25 protein-coding genes are annotated in these 24,416 nt (G+C 65.3%); all 25 read left to right on the forward strand.

All coding sequences use genetic code 11. From position 1 onward, the window contains the following. Positions 1-34 precede the first annotated feature (34 nt). The 25 genes from ACP7A3_RS13500 to ACP7A3_RS13620 all read left to right on the forward strand — a co-directional run bounded on the left by ACP7A3_RS13500 (position 35) and on the right by ACP7A3_RS13620 (position 24,414). Positions 35-955 carry a class I fructose-bisphosphate aldolase gene (locus ACP7A3_RS13500; RefSeq protein WP_426255945.1) on the forward strand — a complete coding sequence of 307 codons (921 nt, stop codon included), beginning with the start codon at positions 35-37 and terminating at the stop codon, positions 953-955. Positions 956-1,010: 55 nt separating this feature from the next. Then, entirely contained in the window at positions 1,011-1,694 is a 684-nt protein-coding gene (gene thiE, locus ACP7A3_RS13505; RefSeq protein WP_426255946.1) for a thiamine phosphate synthase, read from the forward strand. Between the two features lie 141 nt (positions 1,695-1,835). Beyond that, on the forward strand, positions 1,836-2,846 hold the full coding sequence (locus tag ACP7A3_RS13510) for a L,D-transpeptidase family protein (RefSeq protein ID WP_426255947.1): 1,011 nt from the start codon (positions 1,836-1,838) through the stop codon (positions 2,844-2,846). Between the two features lie 151 nt (positions 2,847-2,997). Beyond that, a complete protein-coding gene (locus tag ACP7A3_RS13515) occupies positions 2,998-3,597 on the forward strand; it encodes a M23 family metallopeptidase (RefSeq protein ID WP_426255948.1) in 600 nt (199 codons plus the stop codon). A 63-nt stretch (positions 3,598-3,660) separates the two neighbouring features. After that, entirely contained in the window at positions 3,661-4,224 is a 564-nt protein-coding gene (gene efp, locus ACP7A3_RS13520) for an elongation factor P (protein WP_017979186.1), read from the forward strand. A 148-nt stretch (positions 4,225-4,372) separates the two neighbouring features. Then, the gene (locus tag ACP7A3_RS13525; protein WP_043059730.1) at positions 4,373-5,185 is read left to right on the forward strand and encodes an inositol monophosphatase family protein; all 813 of its coding nucleotides are present in this window, start codon (positions 4,373-4,375) and stop codon (positions 5,183-5,185) included. A 212-nt stretch (positions 5,186-5,397) separates the two neighbouring features. Continuing rightward, entirely contained in the window at positions 5,398-5,772 is a 375-nt protein-coding gene (locus tag ACP7A3_RS13530) for an NADH-quinone oxidoreductase subunit A (RefSeq protein WP_017979184.1), read from the forward strand. 5 nt (positions 5,773-5,777) lie between these two features. Continuing rightward, the gene (locus ACP7A3_RS13535) at positions 5,778-6,329 is read left to right on the forward strand and encodes a NuoB/complex I 20 kDa subunit family protein (protein WP_017979183.1); all 552 of its coding nucleotides are present in this window, start codon (positions 5,778-5,780) and stop codon (positions 6,327-6,329) included. Next, positions 6,326-7,168, forward strand: coding sequence for an NADH-quinone oxidoreductase subunit C (locus ACP7A3_RS13540; RefSeq protein ID WP_063685314.1), 843 nt, complete (start codon positions 6,326-6,328; stop codon positions 7,166-7,168). The genes ACP7A3_RS13535 and ACP7A3_RS13540 overlap by 4 nt, the downstream gene beginning before the upstream one ends. Before the next feature lie 20 nt (positions 7,169-7,188). Then, the gene (locus ACP7A3_RS13545) at positions 7,189-8,400 is read left to right on the forward strand and encodes an NADH-quinone oxidoreductase subunit D (protein WP_172436197.1); all 1,212 of its coding nucleotides are present in this window, start codon (positions 7,189-7,191) and stop codon (positions 8,398-8,400) included. Beyond that, a complete protein-coding gene (locus ACP7A3_RS13550; RefSeq protein WP_426255949.1) occupies positions 8,397-8,735 on the forward strand; it encodes a nuclear transport factor 2 family protein in 339 nt (112 codons plus the stop codon). The genes ACP7A3_RS13545 and ACP7A3_RS13550 overlap by 4 nt, the downstream gene beginning before the upstream one ends. After that, positions 8,735-9,403 (forward strand): complex I 24 kDa subunit family protein, encoded by a 669-nt coding sequence (locus tag ACP7A3_RS13555; protein WP_043059727.1) that lies wholly within the window; start codon positions 8,735-8,737, stop codon positions 9,401-9,403. The genes ACP7A3_RS13550 and ACP7A3_RS13555 overlap by 1 nt, the downstream gene beginning before the upstream one ends. Then, positions 9,403-10,707, forward strand: coding sequence for an NADH-quinone oxidoreductase subunit NuoF (nuoF, locus tag ACP7A3_RS13560; RefSeq protein ID WP_426255950.1), 1,305 nt, complete (start codon positions 9,403-9,405; stop codon positions 10,705-10,707). The genes ACP7A3_RS13555 and nuoF overlap by 1 nt, the downstream gene beginning before the upstream one ends. Further along, the gene (locus ACP7A3_RS13565) at positions 10,707-11,426 is read left to right on the forward strand and encodes a hypothetical protein (protein WP_426255951.1); all 720 of its coding nucleotides are present in this window, start codon (positions 10,707-10,709) and stop codon (positions 11,424-11,426) included. Before nuoF ends, ACP7A3_RS13565 begins: the two co-directional genes overlap by 1 nt. A 22-nt stretch (positions 11,427-11,448) precedes the next feature. Beyond that, a complete protein-coding gene (nuoG, locus tag ACP7A3_RS13570; protein ID WP_426255952.1) occupies positions 11,449-13,452 on the forward strand; it encodes an NADH-quinone oxidoreductase subunit NuoG in 2,004 nt (667 codons plus the stop codon). Beyond that, entirely contained in the window at positions 13,449-14,498 is a 1,050-nt protein-coding gene (gene nuoH / locus ACP7A3_RS13575) for an NADH-quinone oxidoreductase subunit NuoH (protein ID WP_017979176.1), read from the forward strand. Before nuoG ends, nuoH begins: the two co-directional genes overlap by 4 nt. Before the next feature lie 94 nt (positions 14,499-14,592). Continuing rightward, positions 14,593-15,081, forward strand: coding sequence for an NADH-quinone oxidoreductase subunit NuoI (gene nuoI / locus ACP7A3_RS13580; RefSeq protein ID WP_172436196.1), 489 nt, complete (start codon positions 14,593-14,595; stop codon positions 15,079-15,081). A gap of 43 nt (positions 15,082-15,124) precedes the next feature. Then, positions 15,125-15,736 carry an NADH-quinone oxidoreductase subunit J gene (locus ACP7A3_RS13585; protein WP_017979173.1) on the forward strand — a complete coding sequence of 204 codons (612 nt, stop codon included), beginning with the start codon at positions 15,125-15,127 and terminating at the stop codon, positions 15,734-15,736. Next, positions 15,733-16,038, forward strand: a complete 306-nt coding sequence (gene nuoK / locus ACP7A3_RS13590) for an NADH-quinone oxidoreductase subunit NuoK (protein WP_017979172.1) — start codon at positions 15,733-15,735, stop codon at positions 16,036-16,038. Before ACP7A3_RS13585 ends, nuoK begins: the two co-directional genes overlap by 4 nt. A gap of 5 nt (positions 16,039-16,043) precedes the next feature. Then, positions 16,044-18,197, forward strand: a complete 2,154-nt coding sequence (gene nuoL, locus ACP7A3_RS13595; RefSeq protein WP_426255953.1) for an NADH-quinone oxidoreductase subunit L — start codon at positions 16,044-16,046, stop codon at positions 18,195-18,197. After that, positions 18,194-19,741: an NADH-quinone oxidoreductase subunit M gene (locus ACP7A3_RS13600; RefSeq protein WP_426255954.1), complete on the forward strand. Its 1,548-nt coding sequence runs from the start codon at positions 18,194-18,196 to the stop codon at positions 19,739-19,741. The genes nuoL and ACP7A3_RS13600 overlap by 4 nt, the downstream gene beginning before the upstream one ends. After that, positions 19,741-21,195 carry an NADH-quinone oxidoreductase subunit NuoN gene (gene nuoN / locus ACP7A3_RS13605; RefSeq protein WP_426255955.1) on the forward strand — a complete coding sequence of 485 codons (1,455 nt, stop codon included), beginning with the start codon at positions 19,741-19,743 and terminating at the stop codon, positions 21,193-21,195. Before ACP7A3_RS13600 ends, nuoN begins: the two co-directional genes overlap by 1 nt. Continuing rightward, entirely contained in the window at positions 21,192-21,899 is a 708-nt protein-coding gene (locus tag ACP7A3_RS13610; protein ID WP_426255956.1) for a biotin--[acetyl-CoA-carboxylase] ligase, read from the forward strand. The genes nuoN and ACP7A3_RS13610 overlap by 4 nt, the downstream gene beginning before the upstream one ends. Before the next feature lie 10 nt (positions 21,900-21,909). After that, complete coding sequence (locus tag ACP7A3_RS13615) at positions 21,910-22,704, forward strand: type III pantothenate kinase (protein WP_426255957.1); 795 nt, start codon at positions 21,910-21,912, stop codon at positions 22,702-22,704. 57 nt (positions 22,705-22,761) lie between these two features. Next, positions 22,762-24,414 (forward strand): ribonuclease J, encoded by a 1,653-nt coding sequence (locus ACP7A3_RS13620; protein ID WP_063685296.1) that lies wholly within the window; start codon positions 22,762-22,764, stop codon positions 24,412-24,414. Positions 24,415-24,416 lie beyond the last annotated feature (2 nt).

Below are 24,416 nucleotides of genomic sequence, written 5' to 3' on the forward strand. Positions count from 1 at the left end.
CCCCATTTCACGACGTGCCCCCAAGGAGCTACTCATGACCACGAATGTCACGCCCGCCGTCAAGGCGATCCTCGACAAGTATGAAGCCACCAGCCCCGCGGTGAAGGCGAACCTCGCCCGCATTCTTATGCAGGGCAAGCTGGGCGGCACCGGGAAACTCATCATCCTGCCCGTCGATCAGGGCTTCGAACATGGCCCGGCGCGCTCGTTCGCCATGAATCCGCCGGCCTACGACCCGCATTATCACTATCAGATGGCGGTAGACGCCGGCCTCAGCGCCTATGCCGCGCCGCTCGGCCCGCTCGAGGCGGGTGCCGACACCTTCGCCGGCCAGATCCCGACGATCCTGAAGGTCAATAGCTCGAACAGCTGGGCGACCAGCATCGACCAGGCGGTGACGGCGAGCGTCGGCGATGCGGTGCGCCTCGGCTGCGCGGCGATCGGCTTCACCATCTACCCCGGCTCGGACCAGATTTTCGAGCAGATGGAAGAGATTCGCGAACTGTCCGAAGAGGCGAAGGCCGTCGGCATCGCGACCGTCATCTGGAGCTATCCGCGCGGCGGCAAGCTCAGCAAGGACGGCGAACTGGCGCTCGACGTCGGCGCCTATGCCGCGCACATGGCGGCGCTGCTCGGCGCGCACATCATCAAGGTGAAGCTGCCGTCGGCGCATATCGAGCAGGACGAAGCCAAGAAGGCGTATGAGGGCACCGACTGGTCGAACCAGGCGGACCGCGTCCGCCACGTCGTCCAGTCGAGCTTCGCCGGTCGCCGTATCGTCGTCTTCTCGGGCGGCGCGGCCAAGGGCGCCGATGCGGTCTATCAGGACGCGCGCGACATCCTGGCGGGTGGCGGCAATGGCTCGATCATCGGCCGCAACACCTTCCAGCGCAGCCGCGAAGACGCGCTGGAGATGCTCGCTAAGCTCGTCGCGATCTACAAGGGCGAGGCGTAAGCCGATCCTGCCGCCGCGGCTTTCGTCGCGGCGGCAATCGGGGTAGGGGGCGGGCATGACCGAAGACGATCCGCTTGGCCCCCTCGACCCTGAATTTGCGGCGCAGTTCCGCCGCGACGACCGTCGGCCGCCGTGCCAGCTCTATCTGATCTCGCCGCTCGACGTAGCGGGTGGCTTCGCCGACCGATTGGCGCGCGCACTCGACGCCGGCCCCGTCGCGGCCTTCCAGTTTCGCGTGAAGGATATCGACCAGCACGCCGCAGCGAAGCTGGCGGAACCGCTTCAGCGCCTGTGCGCGGACCGCGAGGTCGCGTTCATCGTCAACGACAGCATCTCGCTCGCCAAGCGCCTGGGCGCCGACGGCGTGCATCTGGGTCAGGACGATGGCGATCCGCGGGAAGCACGTGATGCGCTGGGGCCCAATGTCCAGATCGGCGTGACCTGCCACGACAGCCGACACCTCGCCATGGAAGCGGGCGAGGGCGGCGCGGACTATGTCGCCTTCGGCGCCTTCTATCCGACGACGACCAAGGCGGTGAAGCACGTGCCGGAGCCGTCGATTCTGTCCTGGTGGGCGTCGATGTTCGAACTGCCCAGCGTCGCGATCGGCGGCATCACGCCGGACAACGCAGCGCCGCTGGTGGCCGCCGGCGCGGACTTCCTCGCCGTGTCCGGCGCGGTGTGGAACGGCGACGAAGCCGCCGCTGTCGCCGCATTCACGAAGGTGCTGAACGGCTGAGCCGCTGACTCCCGTCGCCCCGAGACCCGTTCGGGGCGACGAAGGCGGAACGCGAAGCGCTCCGCACAAAACGGCTGTTCCACGAAACCCTTAGCCCCTCCGCCCGTTGATCCGCCTGCGTAACGGTCAGGGAGCGGATTGATGAAGGCGGCACTCACCACGGCATTCTTGGCGGGCGCCGCGCTCGCCGCGACGGCGACGGCACAGGCACCCCAAGCCGCCCCGGCGGCCAAGCCCGTCGACCGCAACCTGCTCCATGTCCAGGTCATTCTCGATTCGCTGGGCTTCGGCCCCGGCCTGCTCGACGGAAAGGGCGGCCAGTCGCTTACCGCCGCGCTGAAGGGGTTCCAGGAGGCCAAGGGCCTGCCCAAGACCGGCAAGCCCGACGCCGCGACGCTCGCGGCGCTCTATCCCTATCGTGCCAAGCGCCCGACCGCGCGCTTCATGCTGACGCGCGAGGCGCTCGCGGGGCCCTATATCAACCCGCTGCCCAAGGATTACGGCGAGCAGGCGAAGCTGCCGACGATCGGCTATGCGACGCCGATGGAAAAGCTGGCGGAGATGTTCCACACCAGCCCCGAGACGCTGATCGCGCTCAATTCCCCCTCGACGCGGTTGAAGGTCGGCAACACGATCATCGTCCCCAATGCGCTGCCCGCGTCGCGCAACTACGACGCCAAGCTGCCCGATCACTGGCGCCAGACGCTCAACATGCTCAACGTCGACGCCAACCAGCCGGTCGCCGACCACATCGTCGTCGACAAATCGGACAAGGTGCTGCGCGTCCTCGACAAGGACGACAAGTTGATCGCGCAGTTCAGCGCGACGATGGGGTCGGAGCACGATCCGCTGCCGCTGGGGACGTGGAAGATCTACGGCGCCGACTACAACCCCAAGTTCCACTACAACCCCGCGCTGTTCTGGGATGCCAAGAAGGGCGATGAGAAGGAGTTGCTGCCGCCGGGGCCGAACGGCCCGGTCGGCGTGGTATGGCTCGACCTGTCGAAGGAGCATTACGGCATCCACGGCACACCGCACCCCGAGCTCATCGGCCGGACGGAAAGCCATGGCTGCATCCGCCTGACCAATTGGGATGTCGCACGCCTGGCGCAGATGGTGAAGCCGGGCACCAAGGCGGTGTTCCAGGCGTGAGGTGGGTGGCGGCGGTAGCCCCGCTCTCTCCGTCACCCCGGACTCGGTCCGGGGTCCACTCTGCGGCGAGGGGGGCGGCTAGAGCCTCCGGCCATCCCCTTACTGCCCGGTGGACCGCGGCACACGTCCGGGGTGACGGAGGGATTGCCGCATGAGCCGCCTCGGCTGGATCATCCTCGTCGGCCTCGTGCTGCTCGGAGCGGCGTTCGTCGCCATGACGCGTTTCGGCACCGCCGACCCCTCGGCGCGCCGCGTGACGGCCGCGGCGAGCGCCCCCGAACCGGCCGCGGAGGCCCCGGCACGGACCGGTCAACTCACTGTCCCCGTCGCCGGCATTGCCCGCACCGCGATCATGGACAGCTGGAACGACCCCCGCGAAGGCGGCAGCCGCGGGCATCACGGCACGGACATCCCCGCCCCCGCCGGCACCCCCGTTCTCGCCGCCGCGGCCGGCCGCGTCGAAAAGCTGTTCCAGTCCGGCCGCGGCGGTACGACGCTCTACATCCGCTCGCCCGACCGCCGCTGGGTCTATTATTACGCGCATCTGTCGGGCTACGCGCCGGGTATCGCCGTCGGCCAGCCCGTGCGGGCCGGGCAAACGATCGCCTATGTCGGCGACACCGGCGATGCGGGTGCGGGCAATTATCACCTCCATTTCGGCATGCAGCGCATGGGGGCGGGTGATCGCTGGTATCAGGGTCAGGACGTCAATCCGTTCCCGATGCTTGCCGGGTCGGCGCCCGCACGGTAAAGCGCCGCCACCCGGCGTGGCTCTTCGCCCGCCAAACTCGCTCTTTCCAGTAGGTTCAATCCCATGAAGATTAGCGGCGTGGACATCCGTCCCGGCAACATCATCGAATATGAAGGCGGCATCTGGCGCGCGGTCAAGATCCAGCACACGCAGCCCGGCAAGGGCGGTGCGTACATGCAGGTCGAGATGAAGAACCTGATCGACGGCCGCAAGAACAACGTCCGCTTCCGCTCGGCGGAAACGGTCGAGCGCGTCCGCCTCGATACCAAGGATTTCCAGTATCTGTTCCGCGACGGCGACCAGCTGACCTTCATGGACAAGGAAAGCTACGAACAGATCACGCTCGACGCGGGCATCCTCGGCGATGCCGCGGCCTTCCTGCAGGATGGTATGGACGTCGTGCTCGAACTGTATGACGAGAAGCCGATTTCGGTCGAACTGCCGAGCACGATCGAAGCGACGATCGTCGAGGCGGACGCGGTGGTAAAGGGGCAGACCGCCTCGTCCAGCTACAAGCCCGCCATCCTCGACAATGGCGTCCGCGTGATGGTGCCGCCGCATATCGGAGCCGGCACGCGCATCGTCGTCGACGTGTACGAGCAGACGTACGTCCGCCGCGCGGATTGATTGATGATCCCTCTCCCATCGGGAGAGGGTGGCCGAGCGTAGCGAGGTCGGGTGAGGGCAGGGCCTTCATCCGACCCTCACCCTCCCACCGCCTATCGGCGGCGGGCCCCTCCCTCTCCCGCCGGGAGAGGGGTACAGAGATTATCCCATGCCCTCCCATTCCGGCCTCTTCACCGTCATCGAGCGCGCCGCCCGCAAGGCCGGCACCGCGCTGCGTCGCGACTTCAACGAGGTTCAGCACCTCCAGGTCAGCCGCAAGGGGCCTGCCGACTTCGTGTCGATCGCCGACAAGCGTGCCGAGCAGACCCTGTTCGAGGAATTGCGCAAGGCGCGTCCCGACTGGGGCTTCCTGATGGAAGAGGGCGGCGAGGTGAAGGGCGATCCGGACAAGCCGCGCTTCATCATCGATCCGCTGGATGGTACGTCGAACTTCCTCCACGGCATCCCGCATTTCGCGATCTCGATCGCCGTCGAGGAGCTAACCCCGGCCGGCAAGCGCGAGATTACGACCGCGCTCGTCTACCAGCCGCTGACCGACGAGAGCTTCTGGGCCGAAAAGGGCCGTGGCGCGTGGCTGACCGACCAGCGCCTGCGCGTTTCGGCCCGCCGCGATCTGTCGGAAGCGCTGATCGCCACGGGCATTCCGTTCCTGGGGCATGGCGATTTCGTCCAGTGGAGCCGCATCTTCGGTGCGGTCGCCCCCGAAGTCGCCGGCATCCGCCGTTTCGGTTCGGCGGCGCTCGACCTTGCCTGGGTCGCGGCGGGGCGCTTCGACGGCTATTGGGAATCGGGCCTGAAGCCTTGGGATACGGCGGCGGGGCTGCTGCTCGTCAAGGAAGCCGGCGGCTATGTCACCGACTTCCGCGGGGCCGACCGGGCGATGGAAAAGAACGAATTCCTCGCTGCCAACGACGGCCTGCACGTCAAGCTGCACAAGCTGGTCGCCGGCGCGCTGCGTTAAGCGAGCCGTCCCGCACTCACCCTCGCCCATCGGTGCTGCCCGCCTCTTCCCTCTCCCATCGGGGGAGGGAGGGAGCGGCGTAGCCGCGGAAGCCTGACGGCCTGCGCCTGAACCGCGCCTTTCTGCGATTCATTCTCACGCCCCACGGCCTTGCCCGACCCGGCGCGGAGGCCTAAAGCCACCCCATTCCTATCGCATGTGCGAGATGCCCTTTGGTTGACCTGTCGCAATATCTGCCGATCCTGCTGTTCCTGGGCGTCGCCATCGCGCTGTCGAGCACCTTTGTGTTCCTGCCGATGGCGGTGTCGCGGCTGACCGGCAGCAACAAGCCGAACGAGCAGAAGCTGTCGGAATATGAGTGCGGCTTCCCCGCGTTCGAGGATCCGCGCAGCCAGTTTGACGTGCGTTTTTATCTCGTCGCGATCCTGTTCATCATCTTCGATCTTGAAGCCGCGTTCCTATATCCTTGGGCAGTCTCGGTTTTCAGCATCGGCTGGACCGCATGGATCTCCATGATGATCTTCATCGGCGAACTGGCCCTCGGCCTCGTCTACGCCTGGAAAAAGGGAGCGTTGGATTGGGAATGACCCCCATGTCCGGACCCGTTGAACTCGATCGCTCGGCTGCCGGCACCGCTCTGGTGCAGCCCGACCAGGGCTTTTTCGACAGCCTGAACGGCGAGCTGACCGACAAGGGCTTCCTTGTCACCTCGACCGAGGAGCTGTTCCAGTGGGCGCGTACCGGCTCGCTGTGGTGGATGACGTTTGGCCTCGCCTGCTGCGCGGTCGAAATGATTCACGTCAACATGCCGCGCTACGACCTCGAACGCTTCGGCGCAGCGCCGCGCGCCAGCCCGCGTCAGTCGGACGTGATGATCGTCGCGGGCACGCTGTGCAACAAGATGGCGCCGGCGCTTCGCAAGGTCTACGACCAGATGTCGGAGCCGAAGTACGTCATCTCGATGGGCAGCTGCGCCAACGGTGGCGGCTATTACCATTACAGCTACAGCGTCGTGCGCGGTTGCGATCGCGTGGTGCCCGTGGACATCTATGTCCCCGGCTGCCCGCCGACGGCGGAAGCGCTGCTCTACGGCATCATGCAGTTGCAGCGGAAGATCCGCCGCAGCGGGAGCATCGAACGGTGAGGGCGCCCGCTCCCGCTTTCGCGGCGAACCTCAACGGCGAAACGATCGAAGCGGTCCGCGCGACGCTCGGCGCGGCGCTGATCGACGCGGTCGACCAGGTCGGCGAGGTTGCGCTCTACGTCGAGCGTGAGGCGATCGCCGACGCGCTGACCAAGCTGCGCGATACGCCCGGTCTCGAATACCAGCAGCTGATGGAAATCGCCGGCGTCGACTATCCGGATCGCGCGGAGCGGTTCGAGGTCGTCTATTGCCTCCTGTCGCTGACCCGGAACCACCGCCTGCACGTCCATGTCGCCACCGACGAGGACAAGCCGGTTCCGTCGGTCACGGGCATCTGGCCGGTCGCCGGCTGGCTGGAGCGCGAGGTGTACGACATGTACGGCGTGCTGTTCGCCGGTAACGCCGACCTGCGCCGTATCCTGACCGACTATGGCTTCCGCGGCCATCCGCAGCGCAAGGACTTCCCGCTCTCCGGGTTCGTCGAGATGCGCTATTCGGAAGAGGCGAAGCGCGTCGTCTATCAGCCGGTTCAGCTGGCGCAGGACTTCCGCAACTTCGACTTCCAAAGCCCGTGGGAAGGCGCGCAATATGTGCTGCCGGGCGACGAGAAGGGCATGGTCCCCGAAGCCAAGGGCGCGCCGACGCCGCTGAAGGCGGATACGATCGTCAAGGCGGATGCGCCGACGCAGCCGAAGGCGGCGCCCGTCACGAACGAGCCGAAGACCACGGAGGCGCCATCGCAGACGGGCGCGGGCGAACCGCATGCGGGCAACAAGGGCGGCGACAAGCCGGCCGCGTCCGACGTGATCCCGACCAAGGGCCAAGGACAGAACCAGTGAGCGACTATGTCGACGAACTGATGCACGTCACCGATGCCGCCGATCCGACGACCGGCGACGTGACGATTCAGAACTACACGATCAATTTCGGCCCGCAGCATCCCGCGGCGCACGGCGTGTTGCGCCTCGTCATGGAGCTCGACGGCGAGATCATCGAGCGTGTCGATCCGCACGTCGGCCTGCTGCATCGTGGCACCGAAAAGCTGATCGAATACAAGACCTACGCGCAGGCGTTGCCGTATTTCGACCGGCTTGATTACTGTTCGCCGATGTGCATGGAGCACAGCTTCGTGCTCGCGGTCGAGAAGCTGCTCGATATCGAGGTGCCGTTGCGCGCCCAGTATCTGCGCGTCTTCTTCGCCGAACTGACCCGCATCTCGAACCACATGCTCAACCTCGGCAGCCACGTCATGGACGTCGGGGCGATGACTCCGAACCTGTGGCTTTTCGAGATCCGTGAAGACTGCCTCAACTTCTTCGAGCGTGCCTCGGGCGCGCGCATGCACCACAATTACATGCGTCCGGGCGGCGTCCATCAGGACGTGCCGCTCAAGCTGCTGACCGATATCGCCGACTGGCTCGACACGCGCCTGCCGCGCCTGTTCGAGGACGCGATTTCGCTGGTCGCCGACAACCGCATCTTCAAGCAGCGCAACGTCGATATCGCGACGGTCAGCCGCGAAGATGCGATCGCCTGGGGCTTCTCCGGCCCGATGATCCGCGCTGCGGGCATTCCGTGGGACCTGCGCAAGTCGCAGCCCTATGACGCCTATGCGCGCATGGACTTCGACATTCCGGTCGGCACGCGCGGCGATTGCTACGACCGCTTCATGGTGCGCGTTGAAGAGGTCCGCCAGTCCGCGCGGATCATGAAACAGTGCCTCGCCGAGATGCCGGAAGGGCCGATCGCGTCGACCGACCGCAAGGTTGTGCCGCCCAAGCGCGCCGAGATGAAGAGCTCGATGGAAGCGTTGATCCATCACTTCAAGCTCTACACCGAGGGCTATCACGTCCCGGCCGGCGAAGTGTATGTCGCGACCGAAAGCCCGAAGGGCGAATTCGGCGTGTTCCTCGTCGCTGACGGATCGAACAAGCCCTATCGCTGCAAGATCCGTCCGACCGCGTTCAGCCACCTGCAGGCCATGGACTTCATGTCGAAGGGCCACATGCTGGCGGATACGACCGCGATCCTGGGCGCGATGGACATCGTGTTCGGCGAGTGCGACCGGTGAGCATCGACCGGCCCGGCATCGCGCACTCCATGATCGCGCGCTACAATGCGCAGGACGCCGACGCCTATGTCGCGTTCATGACCGACGATTCCTGCGAGGCGGGCTATCGCGGCGCCGTGCTGCGCGAGGGTCGGGAAGGCGTGCGTTCGGGCCTGAAGGCGATGTTCGCGCAATATCCGCAAAATCGTGCGGACATTCTCGCGACGTTCGAGCTGGGGGAGACGGTCGTCCTGCATGAGGCGGTCGAGCGTGCGCCCGGTGGCGAGACGTTCGAGGTCATGTCCGTCTATTCGTTTGAAGGCGACAAGGTGTCGCGCGTGGAGTTCATCCGCTGATGGCTGAAGCAGCCCAGATCCCCGACGAAGCCGAAACCCGCGCACGCTGGGGCGGTTTCGCGTGGACCGAAGAGAACCAGAAGAAGGCGAACGAGATCCTCGCGCGCTATCCCGCAGGCCGCGAACAGTCCGCGTCGATCCCGTTTCTCGACTTGGCGCAACGTCAGGTCGGTGCGGAAACGCAGACGCAAGGCTGGCTGCCGGTTCCGGTGATCGAGTTCGTGGCGCGCCAGATCGGCGTGCCGTACATGCGCGTGTTCGAGGTCGCGACCTTCTACACGATGTTCAACCTCGCGCCGGTCGGCCGTTATCACGTGCAGGTCTGCGGCACGACGCCGTGCATGCTGCGCGGGTCGGACGACGTGTTGGCGGCGTGCAAGAACAAGGGGCTGATCAAGGGCAAGACGACGCCCGACGGCCTGTTCACGCTGACCGAGGTCGAGTGCCTCGGCACCTGCGCCAACGCGCCGATGGTCCAGATCAACGACGACAATTACGAGGATCTCGACTACGACCGCACGATCGCGGTGCTGGAGGCGCTGGCCAAGGGTGAACAGCCGAAGACCGGCTCGACCATCGGCCGCCAGACGAGCTGCCCCGAAGGCGGCCCGACGACGCTGACCGCGATGACGCAAGAGAACCACGATTACCGGAGCGAGTGGGCCTGATGCTTGCCGACAAGGATCGCATCTTCACCAACGTCTACGGGTTCCAGCCCTGGAACTTGGCGGCGGCGCTGAAGCGTGGCGACTGGGACAATACCAAGGCGCTGATGGCGCTCGGCCAGGACGCGATCATCGACGTCATCAAGGCGTCGGGTCTTCGCGGCCGTGGCGGCGCGGGCTTCCCCACGGGCACCAAATGGTCGTTCATGCCGAAGGAGCCGAAGCCCGATCGGCCGAACTTCCTCGTCATCAACGCCGACGAATCCGAACCCGGTTCGTGCAAGGACCGCGAGATCATCCGTCACGATCCGCACAAGCTGATCGAGGGCGCGCTGATCGCCGGCTTCGCGATGCGCGCGTGCGCCGCCTACATCTACATCCGCGGCGAATATATCCGCGAGGCCGAGACGCTGTTTGCGGCCGTCGCCGAGGCGTATGACGCCGGGCTGATCGGCAAGAACGCCTGTGGCTCAGGCTACGACTTCGACGTGTTCGTCCATCGTGGCGCCGGTGCGTACATCTGCGGCGAAGAAACCGCGATGCTCGAAAGCCTCGAAGGCAAGAAGGGGCAGCCGCGCCTCAAGCCGCCGTTTCCGGCGGGTGCGGGCCTTTACGGCTGCCCGACGACGGTCAACAACGTCGAATCGATCGCGGTCGGCCCGACGATCCTGCGGCGCGGCGCCGAATGGTTCTCCAGCTTCGGTCGTGAGAACAACAAGGGCACCAAGCTTTTCCAGATCAGCGGCCATGTGAACAAGCCCTGCGTCGTCGAAGACGCGATGGGCCTGACCTTCCGCGAGCTGATCGAAACGCATTGCGGCGGTATCCGCGGTGGCTGGGATAACTTGCTCGCCGTCATCCCCGGCGGCTCGTCGGTGCCGCTGGTGCCGGCCAAGGACATCATCGATGCGCCGATGGACTTCGACGGCCTGAAGGCGGTCGGCTCTGGTCTCGGCACCGCGGCGGTCATCGTCATGGACAAGTCGACCGATATCGTCCGCGCGATCAGCCGGATCAGCTACTTCTACAAGCATGAGAGCTGCGGCCAATGTACGCCGTGCCGCGAAGGCACCGGCTGGATGTGGCGCGTGATGGAACGCCTGCGTACCGGCGACGCCGACATCGCCGAGATCGACACGCTGCAGCAGGTGACCAAGCAGGTGGAAGGCCACACGATCTGCGCGCTCGGCGATGCCGCCGCCTGGCCGATCCAGGGCCTCATCCGCCACTTCCGCCCGGAACTGGAACGTCGCATCAACTCGCGCAACGGCGGCGATCTCGCCCCGATGCAGGAAGCTGCCGAATAATGCCCGTCGTCGGTCGGATCGCCAGCGCAATGGGCGCTGCCCTTGCGCTGGTACCCGCCGGCGCTGGCGCGCAATTGAAGCCGCAGATGCAGACTGGATCCATGATCCCGGTCAAGCCGCGTGCGGTCGATGCGGAGGATGCGGGGTATGTCCGCAAAGGCTTCGCGCGCTGCATCTACCGCGCCGGGTCCAAGGGTGCGGTCAATAAAATTCTTACCCACAGCGACCCGGCCACCGTCGATCTTAAAGGGGCGGGCATAACTGATCTGTCGGGCGTTCTATCGATGGAAACGTGCCTTGGCCGCGAGGTGAAGTCCGATCAATCGATGCTCGGCTATCGCTTTACGCCGAAGGTGCTGCGGGTGATGCTGATGGAAGAAGCTTATCTGTCGGCTTTTGCTTCCGTTCCGCCTCGGCCTTCGGACATGAAGGAAGCGGTCGATCGCGTTTTCGTCTCGACCGGTGACGAGCTGCCGGTGGCGCATGCGTTGGCAGAATTTTCGGACTGTGTGGTTTTCAAGGATCCTGACCATGCAGACGCCGTGTTGCGGACGGTGCCGAACACCGAAGCGGAGAAGACGGCCGCGCGGGCTCTTGCCCCCGCACTGGGGTCCTGCTTAACGGCGGGGCAGACCGTAGCGCTAAATGCAGCCAGCGTCCGTGGTTTTATGGCTGATGGTCTGTGGAACCGCTACGTGCGGCCCACAATCCGTCAGTGACTAGTAGGTTTGAGCGAAACTGATGCCGAAGCTTAAAGTAGACGGGATCGAGGTCGAGGTGCCGCAGGGAGCCACCGTGCTCCAGGCGTGCGAGGCGGCGGGCAAGGAAATCCCGCGCTTCTGTTATCACGAACGGCTGTCGATCGCCGGCAATTGCCGCATGTGCCTCGTCGAGGTGAAGCCAGGGCCGCCCAAGCCACAGGCGTCGTGTGCGCTGCCCGCAGCGGACAATCAGGAAGTGTTCACCACCACGCCGATGGTGAAGAACGCGCGCGAAGGCGTGATGGAGTTCCTGCTGATCAACCATCCGCTCGACTGCCCGATCTGCGATCAGGGCGGCGAGTGCGACCTGCAGGACCAGTCCGTCGCCTACGGCAAGGGCCACAGCCGCTACACCGAGAACAAGCGTGCGGTGACCGAGAAGTATATGGGTCCGATCGTCAAGACGATCATGACCCGCTGCATCCAATGCACCCGCTGCGTCCGCTTCGCGGAAGAGGTTGCGGGCGTGGAGGAAATCGGCGCGATCTATCGCGGCGAGGACATGCAGATCACCAGCTACCTCGAACAGGCGGTGACCAGCGAGCTGAGCGGCAACGTCGTCGATCTGTGCCCGGTCGGGGCGCTGACGTCGAAGCCCTACGCCTATGAAGCGCGGCCGTGGGAGCTCAAGAAGACGCTGACGATCGACGTCCAGGACGCGGTCGGCACCAACATCCGCCTCGACAGCCGCGGCCGTCAGGTGCTGCGCTGCGTCCCGCGCATCAACGAAGACGTCAACGAGGAATGGGCGCACGACAAGACGCGCCACCACGTCGATGGCCTGGTACGCCGTCGCCTCGATCGCCCGTACGTGCGCCGTGACGGCAAGCTCGTTGCGGTCAGCTGGGACGAGGCATTCGGCGTGATCAAGGATCGCGTCGCCGCAGCCGGATCGAACGTCGCCGCGGTCGCTGGCGATCTTGTCGATTGCGAGACGATGTATGCCGCCAAGGCGCTGCTCGCGACGCTCGGCTCGACCAAGCTCGAAGGCCGCCAGACCGGCATGGACTATGATACGTCCAGCCTCGCCGCGGTGAACTTCAACACCACGATCGCGGGCGTCGAACAGGCGGACGCGATCCTGCTGGTCGGCACCAATTTGCGCTGGGAAGCGCCGCTGATCAACACGCGCATCCGCAAGGCGATCAAAAAGGGCGCGAAAGTTTTCGCGATCGGGCCGGAGACGGAGCTGACCTATAAGGTCGAATGGCTCGGCGCCGATCTGTCGCTGCTCGGCAATCTGCCGGAGGCTGCGGCCAAGATCTTCACCGACGCCAAGGCGCCGATGGTGATCGTCGGTGGTGGTGCGCTGAAGGGTGGCCATGGCGCTGCGTTGGCCTTCGCCAAGCAGTTCAACCTGGTGCGTGACGGCTGGAACGGCTTCAACGTCGTTCACATGGCGGCGAGCCGCATGGGCGGGTTGATGCTCGGCTATGCGCAGAAGGGCGGCATCGCCGATTTGCGCGAGGCGGGCGTCACCTTCTTCCTGGGCGCGGACGAGGTCGATTTCACTGCGTTCGGCGGCTTCAAGGTCTATGTGGGCCATCACGGCGATCAGGGCGCGCATCATGCCGATGTGATCCTGCCGGGTGCGACCTATGCCGAAAAGTCGGGCACCTGGGTCAACACCGAAGGCCGTGTCCAGCGTGGCGAGCGCGCGGTGTTCGCACCGGGCGATGCGCGTGAAGACTGGACGATCTTCCGCGCCTTGTCGGAAGTGCTCGGCCACACACTGCCGTTCGACACGCTCGCCGGCTTGCGCGAAGCGATGGCGACCGAGGTGCCGGCGCTGCGCCATGTCGGTCAGCTGGCCGGCTACGCATGGAACCCGCCGGCGCTGGATGGCGCGGGGCAGGGGAGCCTTTCCGGCTATCCGATCAAGGACTTTTATCTGACCAACGCCATCTGCCGCGCGTCCCCGACGATGCAGCGCTGCTCGGCCGAACTGGTCCATGGCGAGACGTTCGCGGAGGCGGCGGAGTGACCGATTTCTTCAACACCACGGTCGGGCTGCCCTATGGCTGGGCGTGGTTCGTCTCGACCATCATCGGCATCCTGGTCATCGCGCTGCCGCTGATGCTCGCGGTCGCGATGATCATTTACGCCGATCGCAAGATCTGGGCGGCGATGGCGCTGCGTCGCGGTCCGAACGTCGTCGGCCCGCTCGGCCTGCTGCAGTCGTTCGCCGACGGCCTGAAGGTCTTCCTGCAGGAAACGATCGTGCCGGCCGCGGCCAATCGCACGCTGTTCCTGCTGGCGCCGATCATCACCTTCACGGTGGCGTTGATCGTCTGGGCGGTGGTGCCGTTCGGCGCAGGCGTCGTGCTCTCCGACATCAACGTCGGCCTGCTCTACGTGCTCGCGGCCTCGTCGCTCGGCGTCTACGGCATCATCCTGTCGGGCTGGGCGTCGAACTCCAAATATCCCTTCTATTCGGCGCTCCGTGCCGCCGCGCAGATGGTGAGCTACGAAGTCGCGATCGGCTTCGTCCTCGTCACCGTCGTGCTGTGGGCGGGCAGCTTCAATTTGTCGGCGATCGTGCTGGCGCAGCAGAATCTGTACGGGCTGCCGATCAACGGCTTCGTGCTCAACCCGCTGCTCTTCCCGATGTCGGTGGTGTTCCTGATCTCGTCGATGGCGGAAACGCAGCGCGCGCCGTTCGACCTGACCGAGGCGGAGAGCGAGCTCGTCGCCGGCTATCAGACCGAATACAGCTCGATGAGCTTCGCGCTCTTCTGGCTCGGCGAATATGCCAACGTGCTCCTGATGTGTGCGCTCAACGCGACGCTGTTCTGGGGCGGCTGGCTGCCGTTCTTCAACTTCGCGCCGTTCACCTGGGTGCCGGGGATCATCAACCTCTTCATCAAGATGCTGATCTTCTTCTTCATCTTCAGCTGGGTGAAGGCGACCGTCCCGCGCTACCGCTACGACCAGCTGATGCGTCTGGGGTGGAAGGTGTTCCTGCCGCTGTCGCTGCTCTGGGTGTTCCTGGTGTCGGGCGTGCTGATGTGGATGCGGGTGCCGCTGTGAGCGCCATTCTCACCAGCAACCTGTGGCGCCGTGCTCTTGGCGGCGTGATTATCGGATTGACGGTCGTCGCCATCGACCGGGTTATGGGGTTCGGATCGTGACCGTAGGTCAACTCGTCAAATCGTTCACGCTCTGGGAGTTCGTGAAGGCGCACGCCCTCACGCTGAAGTATTTCTTCAAGCCCAAGGCGACGATCAACTATCCGTACGAGCGCAACCCGATCTCCCCGCGCTTCCGCGGCGAGCATGCGCTGCGTCGCTATCCCAATGGCGAGGAACGCTGCATCGCGTGCAAGCTGTGCGAGGCGGTATGCCCGGCGCAGGCGATCACGATCGAGGCCGAACCGCGCGATGACGGCAGCCGCCGCACGACGCGCTACGACATCGACATGACCAAATGCATCTATTGCGGCCTGTGCCAGGAAGCGTGCCCGGTCGATGCGATCGTCGAGGGGCCGAATTACGAATTTTCGACCGAAACGCGCGAAGAGCTGATCTACGACAAGGCCAAGCTCCTCGACAACGGCGACCGCTGGGAGCGGGCGATCGCGGCAAACCTTGCCGCCGATGCGCCGTACCGTTAATGCGCGCCGCACTTGATTCCGGGCTGAGGGGGCCGACCAACTCGTGATCCAGGCCATAGCCTTTTATCTCTTCGCGATCGTCGTGATCGGGTCGGGTGCGATGACGATCTCGTCGCGCAACCCGGTGCATTCGGTCATGTGGCTGATCCTCGCCTTCTTCAACGCGGCGGGGCTGATGGTGCTCGTCGGCGCCGAATTCATCGCGATGCTGCTCGTCATCGTCTATGTCGGCGCGGTCGCGGTGCTGTTCCTGTTCGTCGTCATGATGCTGGATATCGAGGTCGCGCAGCTGCGCGCCGGGTTCGCGCGCTATGCGGCGCTGGGCCTGGCGCTGGCGGTAGCGCTCGCCGCCGAGATCCTGATCGGCATCGGCGCGTGGAGCGCCGGCGGCCTGAAGATCAGCCAGCGCATCGCGCCGATCGACGGCACCGTGCCGAACATCCAGGCGATGGGGCAGCTGCTCTACACGCGCTATCTGTTCGTGTTCGAGGCGGCGGGCTTCGTCCTGCTGGTCGCGATGATCGGTGCGATCGTGCTGACGCATCGCCAGCGTGGCGGCGTGCGCGGGCAGAATATCGCCCGCCAGAACGCGCGCCGTCCTCAGGATGCGACGCGCAACACGCAGCCGACGGTCGGCCAGGGGGTCCAGCTGTGATTGGTCTGACGCATTATCTGGTCGTCGCGGCGATCCTGTTCACCATGGGGGTGCTCGGCATCTTCATGAACCGCAAGAATCTGATCGTCATCCTGATGGCGATCGAGCTGATCCTGCTCGCCGTGAACATCAATCTCGTCGCCTTCTCGGCCTTCCTGCACGATCTGGTTGGCCAGATCTTCGCGATGTTCGTGCTGACCGTCGCGGCGGGTGAGGCGGCGATCGGGCTGGCGATCCTGGTGATCTATTTCCGTGGCCGCGGCACGATCGCGGTCGATGACGTCAACCGGATGAAGGGCTGATTTCGGTGCACGCCATCTTATTCATCGTATTCCTGCCGCTGCTCGCGGCCGCGGTCGCGGGGCTGGGTAACAAGGCGATCGGCTTCGTGCCGGCGAAGGTCATCACGACCGGCGCGCTGTTTGTATCGTGCCTGCTGTCGTGGCCGATCTTCCTCGGCTTCCTCGCGGGCACCAGCACGGCGCAGGTCGTGCCGGTGCTGACCTGGATCGTCAGCGGCGACATGGCGGTCGATTGGTCGCTGCGCGTCGACCAGCTGACCGCGATCATGCTGGTGGTCATCACCAGCGTGTCGGCGCTCGTCCATCTCTATAGCTGGGGCTATATGAGCGAGGATCCGGACCAGCCGCGCTTCTTCGCCTATCTGTCGCTGTTCACCTTCGCGATGCTGATGCTGGTGACCGCGGACACACTGGTCCAGATGTTCTTCGGTTGGGAGGGCGTGGGCCTCGCCTCGTACCTCCTGATCGGTTTCTGGTTCCGCAAGCCGTCGGCCAATGCGGCTGCGATCAAGGCGTTCGTCGTCAACCGCGTCGGCGATCTGGGCTTCATGCTCGGCATCTTCGGCACCTTCATGGTGTTCGGCACCGTCTCGATCCCGGCGATCCTGGCCGCCGCGCCGAACATGGCGGGCTCGACGATCGGCTTCCTATGGTTCCGCGCCGATACGATGACCGTGCTCTGTCTGCTGCTGTTCGTCGGCGCGATGGGCAAGTCGGCGCAGCTCGGCCTGCACACCTGGTTGCCGGATGCGATGGAGGGCCCGACCCCGGTGTCGGCGCTGATCCACGCCGCGACGATGGTCACCGCGGGCGTCTTCATGGTGTGCCGCCTGTCGCCGATGTTCGAAATGTCGCCGACCGCGCTGCACTTCGTCACCTTCATCGGTGCCGCGACCTGCCTGTTCGCCGCGACCGTCGGCATGGTGCAGACCGACATCAAGCGCGTCATCGCCTATTCGACCTGTTCGCAGCTCGGCTACATGTTCTTCGCCGCTGGCGTCGGCGCCTATGGTGCGGCGATGTTCCACCTGTTCACGCACGCCTTCTTCAAGGCGCTGCTGTTCCTGGGGGCCGGCTCGGTGATCCATGCCATGCACCATGAGCAGGACATGCGCTATTACGGCGGCCTGCGGAAAAGCATCCCGCTGACCTTCTGGGGTATGATGATGGGCACGCTGGCGATCACCGGCGTCGGCCTGCCCGCGGTGTTCGGCAACCCGCTCGGCATCGGTTTCGCAGGCTTCCATTCGAAGGATGCGATCATCGAAGCGAGTTGGGCCGCCGGTGAGCCGGGTGTTTGGTTCGTCGGTGTGCTCGTCGCGCTAATCACCAGCTTCTATTCGTGGCGCCTGATGTTCCTGACCTTCTGGGGCAAGCCGCGTTGGGCCGCATCGGAGCATATTCAGCATGCGCTCCACGATGCGCATGGCCACGGCCATGACGATCACGCTCACGGTCATGACGCCCATGCGCACGACGCGCATCATGCCGACGATCATGGTCATGGGGCGCACGACAACCCGGCGCAGGCCGAGGATGCGGGCGACCATCCCTCGACACACGGGCCGGCGCAGCACGATCTGCCGGCGGGGACGGGCGGCTATCATCCGCACGAAAGCCCGCTGCCCATGCTGATCCCGCTGATCGTCTTGTCGATCGGCGCGATCGCAGCCGGCTTCGTCTTCCACGGCTATTTCATCGAGCCGAGTGCGGGGGAAAGCTTCTGGAAGGGCGACATCGCTTTCCGCGAGCATCTAATGCACGCGATGCACGAGGTGCCGACCTGGGTGAAGCTGTCGGCGACGGTGGCGATGCTGACCGGGCTGTTCACCGCATGGTACGCCTATATCAAGGCGCCGACCTTCCCCGCCGCGGTGGCGGAGCAGTTCCGCGTCCTGTACCGCTTCCTCACCCACAAATATTATTTCGACGAGCTGTATAACCTGCTCTTCGTCCGCCCCGCCTTCGCGATCGGCCGCTTCCTGTGGCATCGCGGTGACGAAAAGACGATCGATCGCTTCGGGCCGAACGGCTCGGCGTGGATCGTCGAGCGGTCCAGCCGCATCGCCGGCCGGCTCCAGAACGGATATGTCTATACCTATGCTTTCGTCATGCTGATCGGTCTGACCGCCGTCGTCACCTGGGCGATCGCACAATGAGCGGCTTCCCCATCCTGACGATCATGCTGTTGATCCCCGCGCTCGCGGCGATCGCCTGCCTGTTCGTCCCGGCCGCGACCGCGCGGATGGTCGCACTGGGCGCGACTTTCGCCGACTTTGCGCTGGGCATCCTGTTGTGGGCGAACTTCGACATCGGCGGAGCGCAGTGGCAGTTCGTCGAGCACGGCCCGCGCCTCGGCTTCTTCGCCTGGGACCTCGGCATCGACGGCTTCGCGCTGATGCTGATCATGCTCAGTGTCTTCCTGATGCCGATCTGCATCGGGGCGAGCTGGCGGTCGGTGACGAACCGCGTGCCGGAATATATGGCCGCGTTCCTGCTCACCGAAACGCTGATGATCGGCACGTTCGCGGCGCAGGATTTGTTCCTGTTCTACCTGTTCTTCGAAGCCGGCCTGATCCCGATGTATCTGATCATCGGCATCTGGGGCGGCGTGAACCGCATTTACGCGTCGTATAAGTTCTTCCTCTATACGCTGCTCGGCTCGCTGCTGATGCTGATCGCGATGCTGTACATGGTGCAGACCGCGGGCACGTCCAGCATCCCGGCGCTGCAGACCTTCGACTTCCCGGCGCATGTGCAGACGTGGCTGTGGCTCGCGTTCTTCGCCTCGTTCGCGGTGAAGATGCCGATGTGGCCGGTCCACACCTGGCTGCCCGACGCGCACGTGCAGGCGCCGACCGCGGGGTCGGTGATCCTGGCGGGCGTGCTGCTGAAGCTCGGCGGTTACGGCTTCCTGCGCTTCAGCCTGCCGATGTTCCCCGAGGCGTCGGGCCAGCTCACCTGGCTGATCTTCGGCCTGTCCGCGGTGGCGGTGATCTACACCAGCCTCGTCGCGCTGGTGCAGTCCGACATGAAGAAGCTGATCGCCTATTCGTCGGTCGCGCACATGGCGATCGTGACGATCGGCCTGTTCGCCTTCAACCGGCAGGGCATCGAAGGCGCGATGATCATGATGCTCAGCCACGGCCTGGTGTCGGGTGCGCTGTTCCTGTGCGTTGGCGTCATCTACGATCGCCTGCACACGCGTGAGATCAGCCGCTACGGCGGTCTGGCGATCAACATGCCGCGCTACGCCCTGTTCTTCCTGTTCTTTACCATGGCGTCGATCGGTCTGCCGGGGACGAGCGGCTTCGTCGCCGAATTCCTGTCGCTGATGGGCACGTATCAGGTGTCGACCTGGATCGCGCTGCTCTGCACGACCAGCATCATCCTCGGCGCGGCGTACATGCTCTATCTCTACCGGCGCATCGCCTTCGGCGAGATCAAGTCGGACGAGGTTCGCGCGATGGAAGACCTGTCGCATCGCGAGCTTTGGCTGCTGGCTCCGATCGCCGCGGTCGCGCTGTGGATGGGTGTCTATCCGGAAAGCTTCATGGCGCCGATGCGCAAGGACGTCGCGGTTCTGCTGACCCGCGTCGATCGGGCAGCGCCGCCGTCCGATTCCAAGCCGACCGCCGGCAAGCCCGCCGCGACCACTCCTGCCGCGGCGCACGCCGCCGCTGCCCACGGAACCACGCACTGATGGATTACGCCGCCAATCTCGCCATGACGCTGCCTGAGGTGATCCTCGGCGTCGGCGCCATCGTCCTGATGCTGGTCGCCGCCTGGGGTGGACCTGCGTCGACCCGCGCGGTGTCCTGGGCTGCGGTTGCGATCCTGGCCGGCGCGTGTGTCGCGTTGATGGGGCCTGCGGGTTCGGGCGGCAGCGCGTTCGGCGGGCTGTACCGCGCCGACGCGTTTGCCGCGTTCGCCAAGGTGCTGATCTTCGTCGCCGCCGCCGTCGGTATCCTGATGGCTCCGGACTTCTTCCAGCGCACCAGCGGCGACGACCTGCGTCCCGAATATCCGGTGCTGATCCTGCTCTCTGCGGCCGGCATGGGCATGATGGTGTCGGCGAGCGACCTGCTGACGCTGTACGTCGGCCTCGAACTGCAGAGCCTGTCGGCCTATGTGCTGGCGAGCTTTATGCGCCGCGACACGCGTTCGGCGGAAGCGGGCCTCAAATATTTCATCCTCGGTGCGCTGGCGAGCGGCATCCTGCTCTACGGCATCAGCCTGGTGTACGGCTTCTCGGGTACGACGCTGTTCGGCGGGATCGCCGCGGCTTATGCTGGCACGAAGTCGCTGGGCCTGCTGTTCGGGCTGGTGTTCGTCTTTGCCGGTATCGCCTTCAAGATTTCGGCTGTCCCGTTCCACATGTGGACGCCAGACGTGTACGAGGGCGCGCCGACGCCGGTGACCGCGTTTTTCGCCTCGGCGCCAAAGGTCGCGGCGATGGGCCTTGCCGTCCGCGTTGCGGTCGAGGCGATGGGTCCGGCGACGGACCAGTGGCGCCAGATCGTCATCTTTGCCGCGCTTGCCTCGATCATTCTCGGCGCGGTCGCCGCGATCGGTCAGAGCAACATCAAGCGCCTGCTCGCCTATTCGTCGATCAACAACGTCGGGTTCGCGCTGGTCGGCCTTGCGGCGGGTACGCCGGAGGGCGTGGCGGGCGTGCTGACCTACATGACGATCTACATCGCCATGACGCTGGGCTCGTTCCTCATCGTCCTGCAGATGCGTGACGAGGCGGGCCAGCCGGTCGAGAGCATCGCCTCGCTGTCGGGGATGTCGCGGACCCGTCCGGGTCTTGCCGCGGCGCTTGCGATCTTCATGTTCAGCCTCGCCGGCATTCCGCCGCTGTTCGGCTTCTACGCCAAGTTCGCGGTGTTCGACGCGGCGGTGAAGGCCGGGCTGTTCCCGCTCGCGGTGATCGGTATCGCGGCGTCGACGATCGGCGCCTATTATTACCTGCGCGTCGTCAAGACGATGTACTTCGACGAACCGGCACCGGCGTTCGTGAAGGGTAACAGCCCCGTCGAGGGCGGCCTGATCGTGCTGACGGCCGCCTTCGTGTCGCCGCTCGGCTATCTCGCCATCCCGCTGCTCGGTGGCTGGACGATGGCCGCAGCTCGCGCATTGTTCCCCGGCGTTTGACCATCCGCTTCATCTCGGAAACGGGATCCACAAACGCCGATATGCTCCTCCTCGCCACGCAGGGCGCGGAGGAGGGGCTGTGGCTCCGTGCCGAGCGGCAGACGGCGGGGCGCGGCCGGCTGGGACGGACATGGAGCGCGCCGCCGGGTAATTTCTCGGGATCGACGCTGGTTCGTCTCCGGGCCAGCGATCCGCCGCCCGCGACGCTGGCGCTGACGGCTGCCGTTGCTCTCCACGATGCCTTGGGCGTTTTTCTGACGCCATCCGGAACGGCTTGGCTCAAATGGCCGAACGACGTCGTCATCGCTGGTGCGAAGCTGTCAGGCATTCTGCTGGAGCGGAGCGGCGATGCGGTGGTCGTCGGCATCGGCGTCAATCTGGCGCATCACCCCGACCTCTCCGATCGCCCGACGACGAGCCTTGCGGCGCAAGGCGTCAGTGTCGATCCGCCGACCTTTGCCGAGGTGCTCTCCGAAGCGTTCGCGCGATGGCTGGCGCGCTGGCGTGGCGAGGGGATCGCAGCCATTCGCTCGGCATGGCTCGCGGCTGCGCATCCGCTCGGCACGCCGCTCACCGCCCGTCTGCCCGATGGAAGCGCGGTCGACGGCCTGTTCGACGGCTTGGACGCCGACGGCGCGCTGATCCTGCGCTTGGCGTCGGGTGCCCGGCATGTCATTCATGCCGGCGACGTTTTTCTGCTGTGAAGGAGTGAGGATGCTGCTCGCCGTCGATGCCGGCAACACCAATGTCGTGTTTGCGCTGGTGGACATGAGCGAGGCCGGTGCCCGCACGATCAAGGCGCGCTGGCGCATCGCGACCGATCCGCGGCGGACCGCGGACGAATATGCCGTATGGCTAAGCCAGCTGCTTGCGCTGGAAGGCTATGACCGGTCGCAGATCGACGCCGTCATCATCGCGACCGTCGTACCCCGCGCCCTCCACAATTTGCAGGTGCTCAGCAGCAAGTATTTCGGGTCGGAGGCGCTGATCGCCGGTCGCGCGCCGGTGGAATGGGGGATCGCGCTGGATGTCGACGAGCCGCAGAACCTGGGCGCAGACCGCGCGGTCAACACCATCGCGGCACATGCGCTGCACCCAGGTGACCTGATCGTCATCGATTTCGGGACCGCGACGACCTTCGACGTCAGCGACTATAGCGGCGCCTATAAGGGCGGCATCATCGCACCCGGTATCAACCTGTCGTTGGATGCGCTGGTCAGCGCCGCGGCCAAACTGCCGCGCATCGCGATTGAAGCGCCGGCGAACGGCAGCGTCATCGGCCGCAACACCGTCGATCAGATGACGATCGGGGTGTATTTCGGGTATATCGCGATGATCGAGGGGCTGGTCGCGCGCATGAAGGCGGAGATCGGCCGACCCGCAAAAGTGATCGCGACCGGCGGCCTGGCGACGTTGTTCGAACAACATACCGACGTCTTCGACGTCATCGAACCGGACCTGACCATCCAGGGGCTGGCGATCATGTACCAAAACGCCCATATCGGCTGAGACGCGCTCGCGCCATTCACCGGCCTGCGGGCGCTACGCAATTCACGAAAGACATCAATGACTCCCAAAACCAACGAACTTCTCTTCTGCGCCCTGGGTGGCTCGGGTGAGATCGGCATGAACGTCAATCTCTATGGCCACGCCGGCAAGTGGCTGATGGTCGATCTGGGCGTGACCTTCGCCGATGCCGCATATCCCGGCATCGATATCGTCCTGCCCGACCTGTCCTTCATCGAGGATCGCCTGAACGATCTCGTCGGTATCGTCCTGACGCACGGGCATGAAGACCACATCGGCGCGCTGCCCTATCTCGCCGAAGACCTGGGCGTGCCGCTGTATGCGACGCCGTTCACGGCCGGTTTGATCCGCGGCAAGCTGGAGGAAGAGGGCAACGCCCATCGCGTCAAGCTGCGCGTGATCCAGCCGGGCAAGAGCGGCGTCGCGGGCGCACAGATCGGCCCCTTCGGCGTCAGCTTCATCGAGCTGTCGCACTCGATCCCCGAACCCAATGCGCTGGTGATCGAAACCAAGGCGGGCCGCGTGTTCCACACCGGCGATTGGAAGCTTGATCCCACGCCGGTGATCGGCAAGCCGACCAGCCCGGAACGACTGACCCAGATCGGGGACGCCGGCGTCGACGTGCTGGTCTGCGATTCGACCAACGTCTTCAACGCAGAAGCATCCGGCTCCGAAGCATCGGTGCGTCGCGGCCTGGCGGAGCAGATCGCGCGCGCGAAGGGGCGGGTGCTTGTCACCACCTTCGCGTCCAATGCGGCACGCCTCCATACGTTGGGGCAGGTGGCGCGCGAGACCGGGCGCAAGCTGTGCGTCACCGGCCGCTCGCTCGACCGGATCCTGAAGGTCGCGCAGGCGACGGGCTATCTGACCGATTTCCCCGAAACGGTCGATCCCGACACCGCGATGCGGCTGCCGAAGAACAAGGTGCTGATCGTCGCTACGGGCGGCCAGGGCGAGCCGCGCGCAGCGCTGGCACGGGTCGCCGATGGCTCGCACACGATCAAGCTCGACCTCGGCGACACGGTGATCTTCTCATCGAAGCAGATTCCGGGCAACGAGGTTGCGATCGGCAAGATCCAGAATACGCTCGCGTCCAAGGGCGTGGTGATGATCACCGAGCGGCAGGCACACGTCCACGTCTCGGGCCATCCCGGACGACCTGAACTGGCGCAGATGTACAAGTGGATCCGTCCGCAGACGTTGGTGCCGGTCCATGGCGAGATGCGTCACATGATGGAGCATGCCCGCTTCGCGCTGAGCGAGGGCGTGCCGCAGTCGATCGTGCAGAGCGATGGCGACGTCATTCGGCTGCTGCCCGGCAAGCCCGAGAAGATCGGCAATGCCGGTGTCGGTCGCCTGGTGCTCGACGGTGACGTGATCCTGCCCGCGGACGGATCGACGATCAACGAACGTCGCAAGCTGGCGATCAATGGCCAGATTTCGGTTGCGGTCGCGATCGGCAAGGATGGGCGGCTGCTCGGCCGGCCGCAGGTGCGCGTTCAGGGCGTGCCGGTCGAAGAGGATCGCGCGGCCTTTATCGAAGATGCCGCCGAGGCCGCTGCCGAAGCGTTGAAGGGCCAGCGGCGCGAACTCGATCGACGCCGCGAGGACGTCCGGCTCGCGGTGCGGCGCATCGCGACCCGCTGGACGGGCAAGAAGCCGATCGTCGATGTGCTGATCATCGAGGCCTGATC

The organism is Sphingomonas sp. DC5200-1, from assembly GCF_049897245.1.
In the GTDB taxonomy this organism is placed as follows: domain Bacteria; phylum Pseudomonadota; class Alphaproteobacteria; order Sphingomonadales; family Sphingomonadaceae; genus Sphingomonas; species Sphingomonas aquatilis.

Excerpts from the sequence above, each read along its gene's own strand:
- ACP7A3_RS13515 (WP_426255948.1), top strand. The coding sequence starts at position 2,998 with ATGAGCCGCCTCGGCTGGATCATCCTCGTCGGCCTCGTGCTGCTCGGA.
- ACP7A3_RS13525 (WP_043059730.1), top strand. The coding sequence starts at position 4,373 with ATGCCCTCCCATTCCGGCCTCTTCACCGTCATCGAGCGCGCCGCCCGC.
- nuoN (WP_426255955.1), top strand. The coding sequence starts at position 19,741 with ATGGATTACGCCGCCAATCTCGCCATGACGCTGCCTGAGGTGATCCTC.
- ACP7A3_RS13535 (WP_017979183.1), top strand. The coding sequence starts at position 5,778 with ATGTCCGGACCCGTTGAACTCGATCGCTCGGCTGCCGGCACCGCTCTG.
- ACP7A3_RS13500 (WP_426255945.1), top strand. The coding sequence starts at position 35 with ATGACCACGAATGTCACGCCCGCCGTCAAGGCGATCCTCGACAAGTAT.
- ACP7A3_RS13615 (WP_426255957.1), top strand. The coding sequence starts at position 21,910 with ATGCTGCTCGCCGTCGATGCCGGCAACACCAATGTCGTGTTTGCGCTG.
- ACP7A3_RS13555 (WP_043059727.1), top strand. The coding sequence starts at position 8,735 with ATGGCTGAAGCAGCCCAGATCCCCGACGAAGCCGAAACCCGCGCACGC.
- ACP7A3_RS13510 (WP_426255947.1), top strand. The coding sequence starts at position 1,836 with ATGAAGGCGGCACTCACCACGGCATTCTTGGCGGGCGCCGCGCTCGCC.
- nuoF (WP_426255950.1), top strand. The coding sequence starts at position 9,403 with ATGCTTGCCGACAAGGATCGCATCTTCACCAACGTCTACGGGTTCCAG.
- ACP7A3_RS13600 (WP_426255954.1), top strand. The coding sequence starts at position 18,194 with ATGAGCGGCTTCCCCATCCTGACGATCATGCTGTTGATCCCCGCGCTC.
- ACP7A3_RS13565 (WP_426255951.1), top strand. The coding sequence starts at position 10,707 with ATGCCCGTCGTCGGTCGGATCGCCAGCGCAATGGGCGCTGCCCTTGCG.
- thiE (WP_426255946.1), top strand. The coding sequence starts at position 1,011 with ATGACCGAAGACGATCCGCTTGGCCCCCTCGACCCTGAATTTGCGGCG.
- efp (WP_017979186.1), top strand. The coding sequence starts at position 3,661 with ATGAAGATTAGCGGCGTGGACATCCGTCCCGGCAACATCATCGAATAT.
- ACP7A3_RS13545 (WP_172436197.1), top strand. The coding sequence starts at position 7,189 with ATGCACGTCACCGATGCCGCCGATCCGACGACCGGCGACGTGACGATT.
- nuoG (WP_426255952.1), top strand. The coding sequence starts at position 11,449 with ATGCCGAAGCTTAAAGTAGACGGGATCGAGGTCGAGGTGCCGCAGGGA.
- ACP7A3_RS13620 (WP_063685296.1), top strand. The coding sequence starts at position 22,762 with ATGACTCCCAAAACCAACGAACTTCTCTTCTGCGCCCTGGGTGGCTCG.